11 protein-coding genes are annotated in these 16,364 nt (G+C 66.5%); 4 read left to right on the plus strand and 7 right to left on the minus strand.

The annotated features are described in order from the left end of the window. From Q8T13_14820 to Q8T13_14830, 3 genes are read right to left on the minus strand one after another with little or no spacing between them, the layout of a single operon-like run. On the minus strand, window positions 1-846 hold the full coding sequence (locus tag Q8T13_14820; protein MDP3719033.1) for a cyanophycinase: 846 nt from the start codon (window positions 844-846) through the stop codon (window positions 1-3). Further along, window positions 843-2,111: an amidohydrolase family protein gene (locus tag Q8T13_14825; GenBank protein MDP3719034.1), complete on the minus strand. Its 1,269-nt coding sequence runs from the start codon at window positions 2,109-2,111 to the stop codon at window positions 843-845. Before Q8T13_14825 ends, Q8T13_14820 begins: the two co-directional genes overlap by 4 nt. Window positions 2,112-2,113: 2 nt before the next feature. Continuing rightward, window positions 2,114-3,019, minus strand: coding sequence for a DUF1028 domain-containing protein (locus tag Q8T13_14830; protein MDP3719035.1), 906 nt, complete (start codon window positions 3,017-3,019; stop codon window positions 2,114-2,116). 96 nt (window positions 3,020-3,115) lie between these two features. Between Q8T13_14830 and Q8T13_14835 the strand changes: the two genes are divergently transcribed. Both Q8T13_14835 and Q8T13_14840 read left to right on the plus strand, forming a co-directional pair. After that, complete coding sequence (locus tag Q8T13_14835) at window positions 3,116-4,828, plus strand: M14 family zinc carboxypeptidase (GenBank protein ID MDP3719036.1); 1,713 nt, start codon at window positions 3,116-3,118, stop codon at window positions 4,826-4,828. Between the two features lie 97 nt (window positions 4,829-4,925). Next, the gene (locus Q8T13_14840; GenBank protein MDP3719037.1) at window positions 4,926-6,170 is read left to right on the plus strand and encodes a cytosine permease; all 1,245 of its coding nucleotides are present in this window, start codon (window positions 4,926-4,928) and stop codon (window positions 6,168-6,170) included. Here Q8T13_14840 and Q8T13_14845 read toward each other — a convergent pair. After that, window positions 6,167-7,285 (minus strand): hypothetical protein, encoded by a 1,119-nt coding sequence (locus Q8T13_14845; GenBank protein ID MDP3719038.1) that lies wholly within the window; start codon window positions 7,283-7,285, stop codon window positions 6,167-6,169. The two genes, Q8T13_14840 and Q8T13_14845, sit on opposite strands and share 4 nt — an antisense overlap. A 73-nt stretch (window positions 7,286-7,358) precedes the next feature. On the opposite strand from Q8T13_14845, the gene Q8T13_14850 reads away from it, so the two are divergent. Further along, window positions 7,359-7,937: a UbiX family flavin prenyltransferase gene (locus Q8T13_14850; GenBank protein MDP3719039.1), complete on the plus strand. Its 579-nt coding sequence runs from the start codon at window positions 7,359-7,361 to the stop codon at window positions 7,935-7,937. A gap of 306 nt (window positions 7,938-8,243) precedes the next feature. Next, window positions 8,244-11,474, plus strand: a complete 3,231-nt coding sequence (locus tag Q8T13_14855; GenBank protein MDP3719040.1) for a hypothetical protein — start codon at window positions 8,244-8,246, stop codon at window positions 11,472-11,474. A 358-nt stretch (window positions 11,475-11,832) separates the two neighbouring features. Here the strand turns inward: Q8T13_14855 and Q8T13_14860 are convergent, their stop codons facing one another. The 3 genes from Q8T13_14860 to Q8T13_14870 are packed head-to-tail and all read right to left on the minus strand — an operon-like array spanning window position 11,833 to window position 16,362. Then, window positions 11,833-12,351 carry a hypothetical protein gene (locus tag Q8T13_14860; protein MDP3719041.1) on the minus strand — a complete coding sequence of 173 codons (519 nt, stop codon included), beginning with the start codon at window positions 12,349-12,351 and terminating at the stop codon, window positions 11,833-11,835. Continuing rightward, window positions 12,324-14,681: a molybdopterin-dependent oxidoreductase gene (locus Q8T13_14865; GenBank protein ID MDP3719042.1), complete on the minus strand. Its 2,358-nt coding sequence runs from the start codon at window positions 14,679-14,681 to the stop codon at window positions 12,324-12,326. Before Q8T13_14865 ends, Q8T13_14860 begins: the two co-directional genes overlap by 28 nt. Window positions 14,682-14,712: 31 nt before the next feature. Next, the gene (locus tag Q8T13_14870) at window positions 14,713-16,362 is read right to left on the minus strand and encodes a multiheme c-type cytochrome (protein MDP3719043.1); all 1,650 of its coding nucleotides are present in this window, start codon (window positions 16,360-16,362) and stop codon (window positions 14,713-14,715) included. Window positions 16,363-16,364: the final 2 nt, after the last annotated feature.

The raw sequence follows: 16,364 nt of genomic DNA on the forward strand, positions 1-16,364 counted from the left end.
CTATTTGGGCGGCCGCACGCCCTGCAGCGGCCGCCACTCGGTGCCTTGCCTGGTGGCTGCACGGGTCTTCATGTCAAACCGATCGCCCGCGCCCATGAAGAAGAAGCGGCCCGTCGCGCCGGCCACCGGGGTATTGCTGTAGATCACGGCGTAGCTCTGGCCGATCACGTCGAACCGGTCGCCGTCGACGACGATCGCGGTGTCTTCATCGAGGCCGATGCCGAGCAGTTCCGGGTGCTTGTCGATCACCTCGAGCATGTCGAACTGGCGGTTGCGCCTCAACAGGTGCTGATCGACCGCGGCGTTCTTGAGGAAGCCGAAGCCCACCGTGTGGTCGCCAATCATCTGCTCGTTGCTCTTGGTGTCGCCGCGGACCATGAACGACGCCAGCATCGACGCGCCGGCAGACGAACCGCCGAGCACGCCGCCACGCGTCAGCACGTCGGCCAGCGCCTTGTGGGTCAGCGTGTCCAGGTACGCATCGGCCAGCCGCCACTGCCGCCCGCCGGCCAGGAACACCCCGCGCGCCGCGCGAATCGGCTTCACGAACGCTTCGGTCTCCGCCACCTTCCGGTCACGCGTGTGGACCACGGTGAGGTTGGTCGCCCCGTTTTGGCGCCACAGCTTCAGGCCCGACCAGTACTGGTCGTAGTCGTCTGCATCGCCGGCGGTGGGGATGATCACGATCGGCGCGTCGGGTCCGCCCGCCAGGTCGATGAATCGCTGGACAATGGTGGGGTCCTGCATGGCGCCGCCGACGATAACCAGAGAACCCTTCTCGGGTCCGACGGTCTGCGCCGACAGTGAGCTGACGGCGAGCAGCAGGACGATCAGGATGAATTTCATTGTTTGAATACCTCGCCACCTTTCATGACGAACGTGACGCGGCGGAGGGCCTGGACCGTCGCGGTTGGGTCGCCGGTCACCGCGATCAGGTCGGCCAGCAGGCCGGGCTTCACGCGACCGATGCGTTCGGCCTGGCGGAAGTAGGTCGCGTTGCCGGAGGTGGCCGCCACCAGGGCCGCGGTGGGCGCCATGCCAAACTCCACCATGAGTTCCAGCTCGCGCACGTTGTCGCCGTGTGCGTAGACCCCGACGTCGCCGCCAAAGCACATCTTCACACCCGCGGCGAGCGCCGCCCTGAAGGTCTCGCGCTTGCGCGCGATGCGCGCCGGCTCGGGATCGACGCCCTTCTTCCACCCGCCGTACTGCGAGATGGCATCACCGGCGGCAATGGTCGGACAAAACGCCACGTTCTTCTCGACCATCAGCTTCCAGATCTCTGGCGTGCCTTCGTCGCCGTGCTCGATGGTTTCGGCGCCGCCCATGATGGCGCGCCGCATGCCCTCCGGAGACGAGGCATGCGCGACCACCGGCCGGCCACTGCTGTTGGTCGCCTCGACGATTTTCTGTATCTCTTCGAGCGTGAAACCTGGTTGGGTTTCGCCGTTCGGTCCCCAGCGGTAGTCGGCGTATATCTTGATGAAGTCCACGCCGCGCGCAATCTGCGAGCGCGCCTCGCGAACCACGCCCTCCGGTCCATCCGCCTCGTTCGCGCCTTGCGGTACCGTGAACTCGGGCGCAAACCCTTTCGGAGCGTAACTACCGGTCACGACCATCGCCGGGCCGGCCACCAGCATGCGGGGGCCGGGAATGATGCCCTCGTTGATTGCCTGCCGCAGGCCGATGTCGGCGTAGCTGGCGCCTTCGCTGCCGAGGTCGCGCACCGTGGTCACCCCTGCCATCAAGGTGTCGCGCGCGTGATTGACGCCACGCGCGACCCGCACCGCCAGGGGCTCCCGCAGCACCTGGTCGTTCCACGAGGTCTCGTTGTACGGATGCAGCAACAGGTGCGAGTGGCCTTCGATGAGGCCTGGCAGCAGCGTCGTACCCGGCAACGCGATGGTGCGTGCGCCACCAGGCGCATTCGTGGTGGCCGGCGGACCGGCGGCGATGATCCGGTCGCCGCGCACGACCACCACCCATCCGGGGTGCATGGTCTCGCCATCGAAAACGCGATCGGGCTGCAGCACAAATGCCGGCGGCGGCACCTGCGCCGGCAGGGCCACGCCCGTGGCGGCGAGTGCAACGGCAATCAGCAGCGCGCGCACGGTTACTTCACGCCTTTGAATGGCGAAGGCGGCATCGGCCCGGTCTTGGGCGATCCCGCCTTCTTCCACGCGTCGTACCGCATCCGCAGGGTCTTCACGGGATTGCCGCTCTCGCCCTTCACGGTATTGAGATCGGTCACGCTGAGATAGACCGAGTACTGTCCATCGTTGTGCGTCTCGCCCATCGCATCGTCTTTTTCGGCAATGGCGATGTAGGCCACATACGAGGTCTTGTTGTCGCACGGCACGAAGTCGATCACGCTGGTGCCGCAGTTGCAGCGATGGTCGCCGCCATTGACGTCGGCGGCCTCCATGGCGGCCATCACGCGGTCGGCCATGGTGCCGGTGGCGCGGGTGAAAGCCAGTGCCGCCTGGTGGACGACGGCATCACCGAGCAGCGTGTTGCCCTGCACCTGGTAGTGGATGTCGCCGACGCGGCCGCCGAAGTAGAGCGACGACACCGAGTTGTTGGCGCCGTTGAAGCCGACGCGATTGTTCTGGGGCGTGATCTCCTTGCCGTTGGGAATGGCGACAATACCGAACTGGCGGCGTTCGAGCTGGCTTTCGGGCTTCCGCGCCGCCTCGTGCTGCTGCAGCAGCTCGAGAATCCGGGCCGGCGGCGTGCCCTTCTTCATCTCCGCGTACACCAGCATCTGGTTCTCACGCGTGTTGTCGACTCCGGCCTGGCAGGCGGCCACGCCAATGCCGGGCACGATCACCGCCTGCACGTCCATTAGGTCGCGCGAGGGGTTCGGCTGGCGCTGCGGGAAGCCCTGCTGGCGCACGCAGGTGGCCGAGGCGATGATGACCTGGCCGGTCCGCGCGTCGACGGCGATCACCGACCACGTGGCGAATGCCGGGGCATGCGCCGCCAGCGTGAAGACGAGAGCGAGAAGGATGCGTTTCATGGTGGGTGCCATTCTGCCTTGTCTATGCGGGGGCTGTATACTGCCGCCCCGAAGGACTGCCCGGCCAGGGTCTTGGTGAAGCACAATGGAGCCATCATGTCTCGCGTCCACCGCGCCGCCGCCGTGCTCCTGCTCACGGTCGTCACCATGACATCTGATTCCTCTGCGCAGACTCGCAGGATTTTCTGGGGCGACGAGGTGCCCGCCGGCTGGTCCGGCCGGTGGCCGGCCGACCTGCTGACCGTGCCCGAGCGCACCAACTGGACCCGCACCATGTCGACGCTGCAACTGCACGAGTGGATTGCGGCGGTCAAGCTCAAGACCGAGTTCCTCCACGTCGAGACGATGTTCCGCAGTCCGCTCGGCAAGGCGGCACCGGTGATGATCTTCGCCAACCCGCGCGTCACTTCGCCCGAGCAGGCGAAGGCGTCTGGCAAGCCGGTCGTCTTTTTGCTGGGCAACATTCATCCGCCCGAGCCCGAAGCGGCCGAAGCGATGGTCGTGCTGGCGCGCGATCTCGCGTCGGGCTCGCGCGCGGCTCTGCTCGAGAAGATGATCGTAATGATCGCGCCGGTCTACAATGTGGACGGCACCGACACGTTCGTCACGCAGAACGGCGGCTACGGCAGCGAGACTCCGTACATCCAGGGCGTCCGCGAGAATTCACAGGGCCTCGACCTCAACCGCGAGGGCGCGAAACTCACCTCGATCGAATCACAAGGCCTCATCCGCACGCTGAACGCCTGGGACCCGCTGCTCTTTCTCGACGGCCATCTGATGAGCCGGGTGAACCATGGCTACGCCAACACCTACGGCACCGCCACCATCCCCGCCGCCGCGCCGGGCCCGCGCGACTACATGACCCACACGCTCTTCCCGGCCGTGCGCGACGCGGTGCGCGCCAACTTCGGCCTCGAGGTGTTCACGCACGCACTGGCTGTGCCCGACACGTGGCCGCCGAAGGCGTGGAGCCACGACCGCGCGGCCTGGACGGTGGAAGCCAAGATGCTGGTCAATGCCTACGGCCTGCGCAACCGCTTCGCGATCATCACCGAAACGCCGGGCCAGCCCACCTTCGAACGCCGCATCTACGCGCAGTACGCCTACCTGGCGGCGCTCGTCGACTACGTCGGTGCCCGCGGCACCGAAATGCAGGCGGTCGCGAAGAAGGCAGACGACGACACGGTGGCGGCGGTGCTGGCGGGCGCCGAGCAGGGCACGCTCACCAACTTCCTGGACGGCGAGTACCAATCGGCCGGCACCATCGACCTGCTGGCCTATCGCGCGAATGAACCGATGTACCGGCCCGGCACGAGCGTGCTCGGCACCAAACCCGGTACCGCGTCGGGACCGCCCGAGCTGGCGCGGGGCGTCGACGACCTCACCAAGCCGGTGGGCACGCGCCGCGCCACCGTGCCGCGCGCCTATGTGCTGCCGCCGACGATGGGCGTGGTGGCAGAGAAGCTGAGGCTGCAGCACATCCGCGTGACGACCCTCTCCGCCGCCACGAAGGTGTTGGGCGAGCAGTTCACGGTCGATCGGATGTACGCGGTGCGGCGCGCCGGCTACGACATGACGACCCTCGACGGGTCGTTCTCGCCCGTGCTGACCCAGGAGTTTCCGGCCGGTTCGTTCGTGGTTGACATGGCGCAGCCCATGGCGAACGCCGCGTTCTACTATCTCGAGCCGCAGTCGCGCGACGGCTTCGTCGGCTGGGGGTTGATGGACGAGGCGCTCAACACCCTGGGCGCCGCCGATCGCCCGGTGGTTTATCCCGTCTTCAAGGCGCGACGAATGCCCGGCTCGTAAACCGAACTGCGGCCTGCCGCGGCAGACCAAGTGGCGCCTGGCGCGCTTCGAGCGCGAAGCCAGGGCACCGATCCGGTTCTATACTGCCTTCGACGACATGGACGCCGCTGACCTCTCGCCGATTCCCGAGTCGCAGCGCTCCCAGTCGCCGTTCGACCTCTTCCTGATCTTCGCCGCCGCCAACGTCGTCGCCACGACGCTCCAGACCGGCGCGGTGCTCGGCTCGCGCTACGGCAGCACCGACGCGGTCGTGCTGGTGGTGTCGGGCGCGGTCTTTGGCGCGCTGCTCGTCGCGCTGCTGGCGCCGGTCGGCTCGCGTTTCGGCGTGCCATCGATGATTGCGGCCCGGGCGCCGCTTGGTTTCCGAGGCGCGCAGCTGGTGTCGGGCCTGCTCTACCTCACCAACTTCGCATGGATCGCGGTGAACAACACCATCGCGGCATCGGTCTGCGCGCAGTTGCTCGGTGGCGAGTCGAACGCCCGGATCTGGGCGGCCGTGCTCGGCGTGCTGGCCACGGCGATCGTGGCGCGCGGTCCGCGAGCGGTCGGTCACGCCGACCGCGTCGCGGTGCCGCTGATGGTGATTGCCGGCTCGATGTTGACGTGGGCGGCCTTCACCCTGCCGCCCATGACGGCGGCGGTCAGCAGCGAACCCGCCCCGCCGCTGCTCTGGGGGATCGACGTCGTGATTGGCTACCAGGTGTCGTGGCTGCTGATGTTTGCCGACTACTCGCGCTACACGCGCTCGCCCCGCGCCAGCGCCACGGCGGTGTTTGCCGGCCTCGCTTTGCCCGCCCTCTGGCTGATGCCGGTGGGCTGGAACCTGGCCCGCATTGCCGGCAGCGCCGATCCCGGCACGATGCTCGCGGCGGCGGGCGTCGGCTGGTGGGCGGCGCTGCTGGTCGTGCTGGCGACGGTGACCACCAACTTCGTGAACATCTACCTGTCGTCGCTGGCGTGGCGGACCCTGGTCCCGCGGTCCACGGGGGTGGGCTCGGTCTGGGTGATCGGACTAATCGGCACGGCGCTGGGACTCATCTCGTCGGCGTGGCTGACGCAGTTCGCCGACTTGATGGTGCTGCTCGGCTCGGTGCTGGTGCCCGTCGGCGGCATCTTCCTGGCGCACTTCGTCGTGCTGCGCGCGAAAGTCGATGTTGACGGCATCTACCAGACGGCCCGAATGCCCGCCTTCACCGCCGCCGGCGTGGCGGCGTGGCTGCTGGGATTTGCCGTCTACAAGCTGGCAGCGCCGATTGGCGCCACGCTCCCGGCGCTGGCCACGTCGATGATCGTGTATTTGTTGCTTGGCCAACGCGGGGCGGGGCCCCGCGGGCGCTACTAGAAAATTCCAGCGCGCTTGAGGCTGGCCGTCGGGTTGAAGGTGATGAACAAGTCGAAGCGGTGCTTCAGCGGGATCGGGAAGTCGACGTTGAACGCCTCGCTCTGGAACCAGCCCACGGACAGGTCTCGCGTCAGCGTCACGCCGCCGATCGAATACCAGCGATGGCCGGTTTCGTAGCGATCGCCGTTGAAGGGAATGGTGCCAACCGTGTAGTTGCGATCAACGGACATTACGCCGCCCGTGACGCTCAGGCGCTTCCAGCGCGCGTCAGCGGCCGCGTGGAAACCCTGGCCATCATCATCCGACACCCGTTGGTAGGCTTCGAACTTAAGGGCAGTGAGCAGTTTGACGGTGGCGGGCATGCGCAAGTTGATGCCTTGCCGGATGATGTCGCGCCCGTCTTCGTGCGTGTAATCCACCGAGGCGGCGGCACGCGGTCCCAGGCGGAAGCCAACCAGCGCCTGTCCGTAGTTGAGGTCGGTCATGCGGTCGAGACGCTTGAAGACGTTGACCTCGCGGAAGTCGCCGAAGTGCCCGGCGGTCACGGCGATCTGCGTGACGCGGCCCTTCGACGGCCTCACCGTCACGCGTTCGCCGACGATGTAGGCGTCGGAGTCGTAGGTCAGGTGCTCGGCCATCTCGCCGCGGTTCATGAACAGGCCGCCGGCCTGCAACTCCAAGCCCTTCACTGGCTCCGCCGACAGAAACAGCTGCTTCACGTTGAAGGCACCCGAGTACTGGCCGAGGCCGCCGCCGGTGTTGTTCCAACTGGAAGGCAGCGTCGATCCGGTGGAGGCCAGTGTCCCGATGCTGTAGCGGCCGGCCTGGTCGAACAGAAAGCGTCCGCGCAATTGCGACTGCCACTGCAGTGAGCTGGAATTGAGGCGGCCGGCGCTGTTCTTGTACCACCGGAACCGCGAGGCCGCGTGCACCGACTGCACATCGAGCCAGCGTCTAATTGCAGGGGCTGGTGGGGCGGGTTGGGCTGGTGGGGCCGGTGGCGCGGGTTGTGCCATGTAGCGTCCGGCTTCAGCCGGACCATTCGCTTGGGCCAGGGCGGCCGTCGCATCGAGGCAAGCCAGCAGGAAGACGACGATCAACGTTGGGCGAATCACTAGACGATATAGTGCCTTAAGAAGCTCAGCCATGGGTTACACGAATGTTACATTTGAGACAGCGACGTGAATAATGCGGACCAGTGAGACTCCTCGGCGGTTGATCGTTGCGATCACAGGGGCCAGCGGCTCGATATTCGGCGTCCGGCTGCTGGAGATGCTCCAGGGCAGCGGGATCGAAACCCATCTCGTCATGAGCCGCTGGGGCGCGCGCACGCTGGTGCACGAAACCAGCTACACCCCCGAACAAGTCAACGCGCTGGCGTCGGTCGTGCACCCGCTCACCGACCAGGGTGCGTCCATTTCAAGCGGCTCGTTCGTGACCATGGGCATGGTGATCGCGCCGTGCAGCGTGCGCACCCTGGCCGCCATCGCCCACGGCCTTGGCGACAATCTGGTCCACCGTGCCGCCGACGTCGTGCTCAAGGAGCGTCGCAAGCTGGTGCTCGCGGTACGTGAAGCGCCGCTCAACGAGATCCATCTGGACAACATGTTGAAGCTGTCGCGCATGGGCGTGGTGATTGCGCCGCCGATGCCGGCGTTCTACGCCCGGCCCACCAGCATCGACGACATCGTCAATTACACCTGCGTCCGGCTGCTCGACCAGTTGGGGATACATGTGGATACAACGCGCTGGGCCGGCCTCGGCTGAGGGTCGCTCGCTGCGACCCTCGACTTCGCTCGGGTCGCCCTGAGCCTGTCGAAGGGCGCTCGCTCCTGGGGCTCGGCGCTGCGCGCCTTCGTCGGGCTCGGCCGCGTCGCGGCCTCGTGGGGGTCGGCGCTCACGCGCCTCCTGGAGGTACGTCCCCACGCCGAGCGAGAGCGACGCGCCCCACGAAGGGGCGCAGCCCCGAGCCCGACAAGGCCGCGAAGCGGCCGAGCCCCACGGCGGGGGCAATACGCCGCCCCACCAGATATACTCTCCTCTCAGAACTCCGTATTTGCAGAGGTTGACTCCATGAAACACGTGAAACTTGTTCGCGCGATCAGCGCGCTCGCGTTGATCGCCCTTGTCTTTTCGTCCGGCTCGGCCCCCAGGGTCGCCGCTCAGGGTGATGCGAACCAGGTAGTCCCCCTGAACGCCTACACGGACCTGAAGTGGCGCAGCGTGGGCGCCACGCGCGGCGGGCGCGTCACCGCCTATTCCGGCGTGCGCCAGCAGCCCCACACCTTCTACTTCGGCGGTGTCGGCGGCGGCGTCTGGAAGTCGGACGATGCCGGCATTTCGTGGGCGCCGATTAGCGACGGCCAGATCGGCACCGGCTCGATCGGTTCGATCGACGTGGCGCCGTCGAATCCCAACCACATCTGGGTCGGCACCGGCAGCGCCGCGATCCGCTCGAACGTGATCATCGGCCGCGGCGTCTACAAGTCGACCGACGCGGGCCAGAAGTGGGAGCTGATGGGCCTGAAGGACTCGGGGCAGATCGGCGGCATCAAGGTGCACCCCTACAACACCAACACGGTGTGGCTGGCGGCCCTCGGCTCGCCGTTCGGTCCCAACGACGAGCGCGGCATCTTCAAGACCACCGACGGCGGCAAGACCTGGAAGAAGACGTTGTTCGTGAACAACGAGACCGGCGGCCGCGACATCGAGGTCGACTGGGAGAACCCGGACATTCTCTACGCAGCGATGTACAAGGGCTTCCGCAAGGGCTGGGACATCATCAGCGGCGGCCCGGCCAGCGAAGGCGGCATCTTCAAGTCGGTTGACGGCGGCGAGACCTGGAAGAAGATTTCCGCGGGCCTGCCCGCGAAGCTGATCGGCAAGATCGACATCGAGATCGCCCGCAGCAACCCGCGCGTGCTCTACGCCATGGTCGAGGCGCCCGGCGCCGAGGGCGGACTGTTCCGCTCGAACGATGCCGGCGAAACGTGGACCAACATCAACAACAGCCAGCGCCTGCGCGCGCGGCCGTTCTACTTCCACTACGTCCACGTCAACCCGAAGAACGAGAACGAAGTGTGGGTCAACGAGCTTGGCCTGCACAAGTCCACCGACGGCGGCAAGACCTTCACGACGGTGCCGACGCCCCACGGCGACAACCACGGCATGTGGTTCAATCCCGACAATCCGAACATCATCCTGCAGGTCAACGACGGCGGCGCCAACGTCAGCCTGAACGGCGCGAAGAGCTGGTCGTCGATTCTCAATCAACCGACGGCTGAGTACTACATGGTGGCGGTGGACGAACAGTACCCCTATCGCCTCTATATGCCGCAGCAGGACAACAGCACGATCATCATCCCGAGCATTCCGCCCATGTCGTGGGGCTTCGAGCACCCGGCCCAGGCGTGGTCGCAGGCGTCGGGCTGCGAGACCGGCCAGATCTGGCCCAAGAAAAATGGCAAGGTGGTGTGGGGCGCCTGCAAGGGCGAGGTCGGCCGCTACAACGTCGAGACCGGCCAGGAGAAGCACTACTGGGTCTATCCCCAGAACCGCTACGGCCACGACCCGGACGAGATCAAGTACCGCTTCCCGCGCCAGACGGTCGTCTACGTGTCACCGCACGACGAGCGCGTGATCTACCAGGCGTCGCACGTGCTGCATCGCTCGACGGACGAGGGCATTTCGTGGGACATCATCAGCCCCGACCTCACAGCCAAGGAGCCGCAGTACCAGATCGTGTCGGGCAACCCGATCACGCGCGACGTGACCGGTGAAGAGGTCTACTCGACCATCTACGCGATGATCGAGTCGCGCCTGGAACGCGGCGTGCTGTGGACCGGCGCCAACGACGGCCCGGTGCACGTGTCGCGCGACAACGGCAAGACCTGGAAGAACGTGACACCGAAGGATCTGATCGGCGCGCGCATCCAGACCGTGGAAGACTCGCCGCACATGAAGGGCCGCGCCTACATTGCCGGCTACCGCTTCATGCGCGAGCACGACCTCAAGCCGTACATCTACCGCACCGACAACTACGGCGAGTCGTGGACGCTCTTGACCGACGGCACGAACGGCCTGCCCATCGACCACCCCACGCGCGTGGTCCGCGAGGATCCGCGGCAGTCGGGCCTGCTCTATGCCGGCACCGAGTTCGGCTTCTTCGTCTCGTTCAACGGCGGCAAGAACTGGCAGTCGCTGCAGCAGAACCTGCCGGCCACGCCGATCACCGACATCAAGGTGCACCGCAACGACCTGGTCGTCTCGACGATGGGGCGATCGGCCTACATCATGGATAACGTCACGCCGCTGCAGCAGCTGGCGGCGCTCGCCAACGCGGCGCCGGCCGCGACCGGCGGCCACGACGGCGGCGGCGATGTCGCGTCCGGCTTCGGTCTTGCCGATGTAGCGTCCGGCTTTAGCCGGACCTTTGAGGCCGAGCAAGCCACCCTCCCCGCCGTGGCCCTGTTCCAGCCGCGCGAAGTCATCCGCTTCCGCAACGGCACGGCCGCGGCCTCGCCCGACGAGCCGGAGTACCCGATGACCGGCGCGCAGTTCGACGTGTACTTCGCCGCCGCACCCGGCGCCGAGACGAAGCTCGAGGTGCTCGACGCTCGTGGCGGCGCGCTCAAGACGTTCAACGTGCTGCCGCCGCGCAGCGCCGGCGCGCCCGCCCAGGAGATGCGCGGACCGTTCCGCGGCGGCGGTGGCGGCTCGGCCGGCATTCGCGCCGAGGCCGGCATGCAGCGGATTACGTGGGACCTGCGCTATCCGGGTCCGTGGACCGCAGCCAACCCGGCCGGTGGCCCTGGCGGGCCCATGGTTCCGCCGGGCAAGTACAGCGTTCGTTTGACCGCCGCCGGCGGCCAGACCATCACGCGCACCTTCGAGCTGCGGTCGGATCCGCGCGTGGCCGGCGACGGCGTCAGCGACGGCGACATTGCCGAGCAGGTGAAGTTCCAGCTGCAGGTGCGCGACGCCATCAGCGACGCGCGCAAGGTGCAGCAACGCATCGAGGAGGCGATCCAGAAGACCGGCCAGAAGCCCGTGCTGGCGCCTGGCATGCCGGGACAGTCGCCAAGCAGCACCAAGTATGACAACGAGTTGCAGGCCTTGCTGGCCAGGGTGGCCGACACCCCCGGCATCTACACGCAGCCCATGTTGATCAGCCAGTTGAACAACATTCAGCGCATGGTGACGCAGGCCGACCAGAAGATCGGCAAGGATGCCTACGATCGCTACAGCGACCTGATCAAGGAGTTGGCGGCGGTCGAGGCGCAACTCAAGAAGCTCGGCTCCTAGATGTAGCATCCGGCTTTAGCCGGATAGACACCCGTGGGGACAAACCTTCAGGTTTGTCCCACTCTCGTAGGGCCGGGACTTCAGTCCCGGCCTTTTCTTTGGCAGCGGGTTCCGGCGGCCGCGCCGCCCCATCCCGAAGGAACCATCGGTGTCGATCCACCTGGTGGCCAACGACACTGCGTGCGTGACGCGCCGATTTCGTGATCTTGCGAGTTGGTGACTTGGTGATTTCGGCATTGGGATTCGGGGATTTGCAGGTTTGGAGATTCGAGAACGTTGGCTCGGCCAGTCGCAAATCGCAAGATCACAAAATCAGAATGCCACCATCACCAAATCACCACATCACGAGATCCCCAAATCAGAATTGAGCCGCATGGCACTGCCGGCAGCGCGGACGCTCTGGATGCGATGTCCGGATCTCCACTCGTGACGCCGGTCCCGCGTGGCACGAAAGGCAGTTCTCCCTTAATTGCAGCGTGTGCGGAATGGTCGGCGGCGCGCCGGGGGTCGCGCGGCCGCCCTTCGACGCGCCTTGCGGCAGCCCCGTGAAGACCGATGCGACCATCACCTCGCCGGTCTGGGCCGCGACGTGACACTGCCGGCAGCGCTGAAACAGCCCGGCCGCGCCGGTGCTGCCATGAGGAGAGGCCGGCGCCATGCCGATGCCGGCGATCTCGCTGCCATCGTCATCGTGGCAGCTGGTGCAGGCGCCCATCAGCGCGTGTGGAATCACCGGCGGCGCGCCGTCGTAGGCACGGCCGGCCGCGCGCACGTCGAGCGTGCGCGCCACGGCCACCGGCGCCGCGTCCTGGCAACCGGCCAGCAGCGTCGCCGCCAGCAACACGAGGCTTAGACGCGTTCGATACGGATCGCGCATTTCTTGTAGTCCGGCTGCTTGCTGATGTTATCCATCGCATCCAACGTGACCAGGTTGATCAGCTTCTCTTCATCGAAGAACGGCACGAACACCGTGCCGCGCGGCGGCCGGCCACGGCCATCGACCTCGACCACCAGCTCGAGGCTGCCACGCCGGCTGACAATCTTCACCGTGTCGCCCTTCTTGAGGCTCATCTCCTCGGCATCGGCACGGTTCATCTCGAGATACGCCGCCGGCACGGCCTGGTGCAATTGCTTGATGCGGCGGGTCATCGAGCCCGAATGCCAGTGCTCGAGCACGCGCCCAGTGGTCAACCAGAACGGATAATCCTTGTCCGGCGATTCCGCGGGCGGATGATACGGCCGCAGCCAGAACGCCGCCTTCTCGCCGTAGCCGACCGCTTTGTAGAAATGCGCGCCCTGCGCCTTCTTCACATAAGGGTCGTACCCCGCGGTGTAGCGATAGAAGGTTTCCTTGCCGTTGACGACCGGCCACACCATGCCACGCGTCTGCTTCAACTGTGCGTAGGCGGCGAGGTCCTTGCCGTGGCCGACGCCGAACCGGCGGTACTCCTCGAACATCGGCTCGTGCCAGTTATCGTCGGGCCACGGGAACAGGTGGCCCATCCCCATGCGCTTCGCCACCTGGATGATCGCCCACGCGTCTTCGCGCGCCTCGCCCGGCGGGTCGACCATCTTGTTCCACTGCTGGGTGCGCCGCTCGGTGTTGCCAAACACGCCTTCGCGTTCGACCCACCCAGCCGCCGGCAGGATCAGGTCGGCCATCGCGGTCGTCGGCGTCGGGTAGATGTCGCTGACGACGATGAACTTGCCGTCGTTGGGGGTGCGGTCAAAACGCGACCGGTTTGGCAGCGTGACCCAGGGATTGGTGGTCTGGATCCACATCGCCTTGATCTCGCCGCGCTTGAGGGCGCGGAACATATCCACCGCATGGTGGCCGGGCTTCGCGGAGATGGTGCCTGCCGGGACGTTCCAGATGTGCTCGGCCTCGGCACGGTGCTCGGGGTTGGTCACCACCCTGTCGGCGGGCAGGCGGTTGAAGCTGGTGCCGACCTCGCGCGCGGTGCCGCAGGCGCTCGGCTGGCCGGTCAGGCTCAGCGGATTGGCTCCCGGGCGGCAGATCTTGCCGGTGATCAGGTGCAAGTCCGTGATCAGGTTGTTCATCCACGTGCCGCGGGTGTGCTGGTTCACGCCCATGCACCACAGGCTGACCGTGCCGCGCGGCAGGTCGCCGTAAATCCCCGCCAGGCCATGAAGCTGCGGCACCGGAACGCCGGTGATCGCGCTGACCTTCTCCGGCGTGTAGTCCTGCAGGAAGGCCGACAATTCGTCGAGCGAACTGGGCTTCGCCACGTCCTCGAAGGTGTAACGCTCCTTCTGATCGTCGAAGCACCCGTAGCCAATGGCCTTCAGGTCCTCGATGCCGCGGCGGAACACGACGTTCTCGTCGATGAACGCCTGGTTGATACGGCCCTGCGCCACCAGCAAGTGCAGGATACCGTTGGCCAGCGCCAGGTCGGTGCCTGGCTTGAACAGCACGTGCATGTCGGCGTAGTCGGTGGTCGGCGTGCGCCGGGTGGCAATATCGATGATCCGGGTCGCCGGCTTGAGGCGCTTGGTCTCGAGAATGCGGCTGAACAGCACCGGGTGCATTTCGGCCATGTTGTTGCCCCACAGCACAAAATCGTCGCCGCGATCGAGGTCCTGATAGCAACCCATGGGCTCGTCGCTCTGGAACTGGGTCATGAACCCCGAGACCGCACTGGCCATGCACAACCGCGCGTTGGGCTCGAGGTTGTTGCTGCGCATGCCTGCCTTGACCCACTTGAGCGCGGCGTACCCGTCAAACACGGCCCACTGTCCCGACCCGTACATGGCCACCGACTCGGGGCCGTGCTGCGCCAGGGCCTCCGTGAACTTGGCCGCAATCAGGTCGAGCGCATCGTCCCAGGCGATGCGCGAGAAGGTGCCGTCGTCGTTGCGCTTCTGCGGATACAGCAGCCGATCTTCGCCGTAGAGCAGGCCCGGCAGGTGGTAGCCCTTCACGCACAGCAGGCCGCGATTGACCGGACTGGCCTCGTCACCGCGCACCGCCACGACGCGGCCCTTCTCGACCCCGACCATCACGCCACAGCCGGTGCCACAGAAGCGGCACGGCGCCTTGTCCCACGTGACCGAGGCGCGGTCGATCGGCTCGCCGCTCGCGGTGAGGCGCGCCGCCTCATCCTTGTCGGCGCACGAGTACGCGGCGACCGCCGGCACCGCCACGGCGGCCATCTTTAGAAACGTGCGTCTCTCTATTTCGCCCATGGCGCACACCCGTTGATCTGCGTTATCTGTGTCATCTGCGGCCTTGACCGTACTTCCGCTGCATCTCCTGCTGAATCGCGTCGGCCTGCGCCTCGGCGCCGTTCAGCAGCCACTGGTGTTCGGGACGCCGGAGAATCTCGTCGATGGTGGCATCGGCGGCTCGTGCCGCCGCGGCCTTGCCGGTCCGGGCCGCCGCGGCCGTGACGGCGCGCGCCTCGGGAATCAGCTTCATGTAGAAGTTCTGGGCCACCTCGAACATGCCGCGCCACTGGGTGTAGTCGGGCGCCATCATCGAGGCGCCCATGCGCGCGCGGCGGCCCTCGTGGTGCCATAGGTAGTACCAGGTCCACTCGATCGGCTCGTCATACTGGGTCTTGGTGAGCAGGCCGTTGTCGGTGAGCGCCGCCATGATGGCCTGGCCCGGCTTGGCGAACTTCTCGTTGTAGTTGATCACCACATCGTCATATTGGCGATAGAACAGGTTGATGTAGTCGGGCGTGTGGCAGGTCGAGCACACCTGCTTCATGCGGTTGCGCTTGGCGTCGGCGGTGTCGGCAATGGCGGCGCGCCGTTTCTCCGGGTCGGTCTCGGTCACCACTTCGTGGTTCGCGTCGGTATCCATCACCAGGCTGACCGGCGGGCGGTTGGTCCACGAAATGCGTTCGCCCGGATCGTGGGTGATCTTCATGCCGTTACGGATGTTCGCACTCATGTGGCAAGTGGCGCAGGTGGGCGCGGCGCTGTAGTCCCGGCCCACCACCCACGGCTTGGCATCGAGGTTCATCTGCCCGATCAGGTCGCGGAACGCCACGCCGTGCTTGGACTCATCGTAGATCTCCTTCTGCGGGTGAGCGGGGCCGAGGTGGCACTTGGCGCAGTTCTCGGGCTGGCGGGCGCGGCGGGCCGAGAAGTCGTGACGGCTGTGGCAGGCCGCGCACGACCCGAGCGAACCATCCAGGTTCATGCGGCCAATGCCGGTGTTGGGCCAGCTGGTGCTGCTGAACAGCGGCTTGCCGCTCTCGTTGCGCACGATCCGGCCGACGGCGTCCGGGTTGGTCGGCTGGCCCTTGTCGTCGGGTTTCAGGTCGTGCATGGTCACCAGCCCGCCATCGTTGGCCTGAAACGCCACGAGCGAGCCGTGGCACTGCTGGCAGCCAGAATTGGCCGGCGCCATGCCATTGACAACGTTCACGGCCCGGCCGGGGGTGGGCGAGTGCGGGCTGAACACCTGGCGGGAGCCCGACACGGTTTCGGCCAGGAAGTTGTCGAGCGTGGCGAGGATGCTGCCGGCCTTGGCGTGGTGGCTGACGGCGAACTGCGCCGACTCGGTGGGATGGCAAGCGGCGCAGTCGCGCGGCGTCACGATGGTGGCGATTTGGCGGCCGTAGTGATTGAACATGTCGGCGTCCTTCTCGCCTGCCTTGTGGCAATCGAGGCACGCCACGCCCTTCTCGGCGTGCGTCGAGCCCTTCCAGTGATCGACGATGCCGGTGGAGACCTGGGCGTGGCAGTCCACGCACTGACGCGAGGCATCGGGCACGCTGATGGCCGACGCGCCGGCCCGGCCGCCCGACTCCTCGTGCCGGCGGCGCGACACTTCCAGCCATTGCACGGCGACCAACGAGAGCAGGAACAGGAATCCCAGTCCGCCAATCACCCAGCGTTTTTGATCGAGTGTCATGT

The sequence above is a fragment of the Acidobacteriota bacterium genome, from assembly GCA_030697165.1.
GTDB lineage: Bacteria > Acidobacteriota > Vicinamibacteria > Vicinamibacterales > UBA2999 > 12-FULL-67-14b.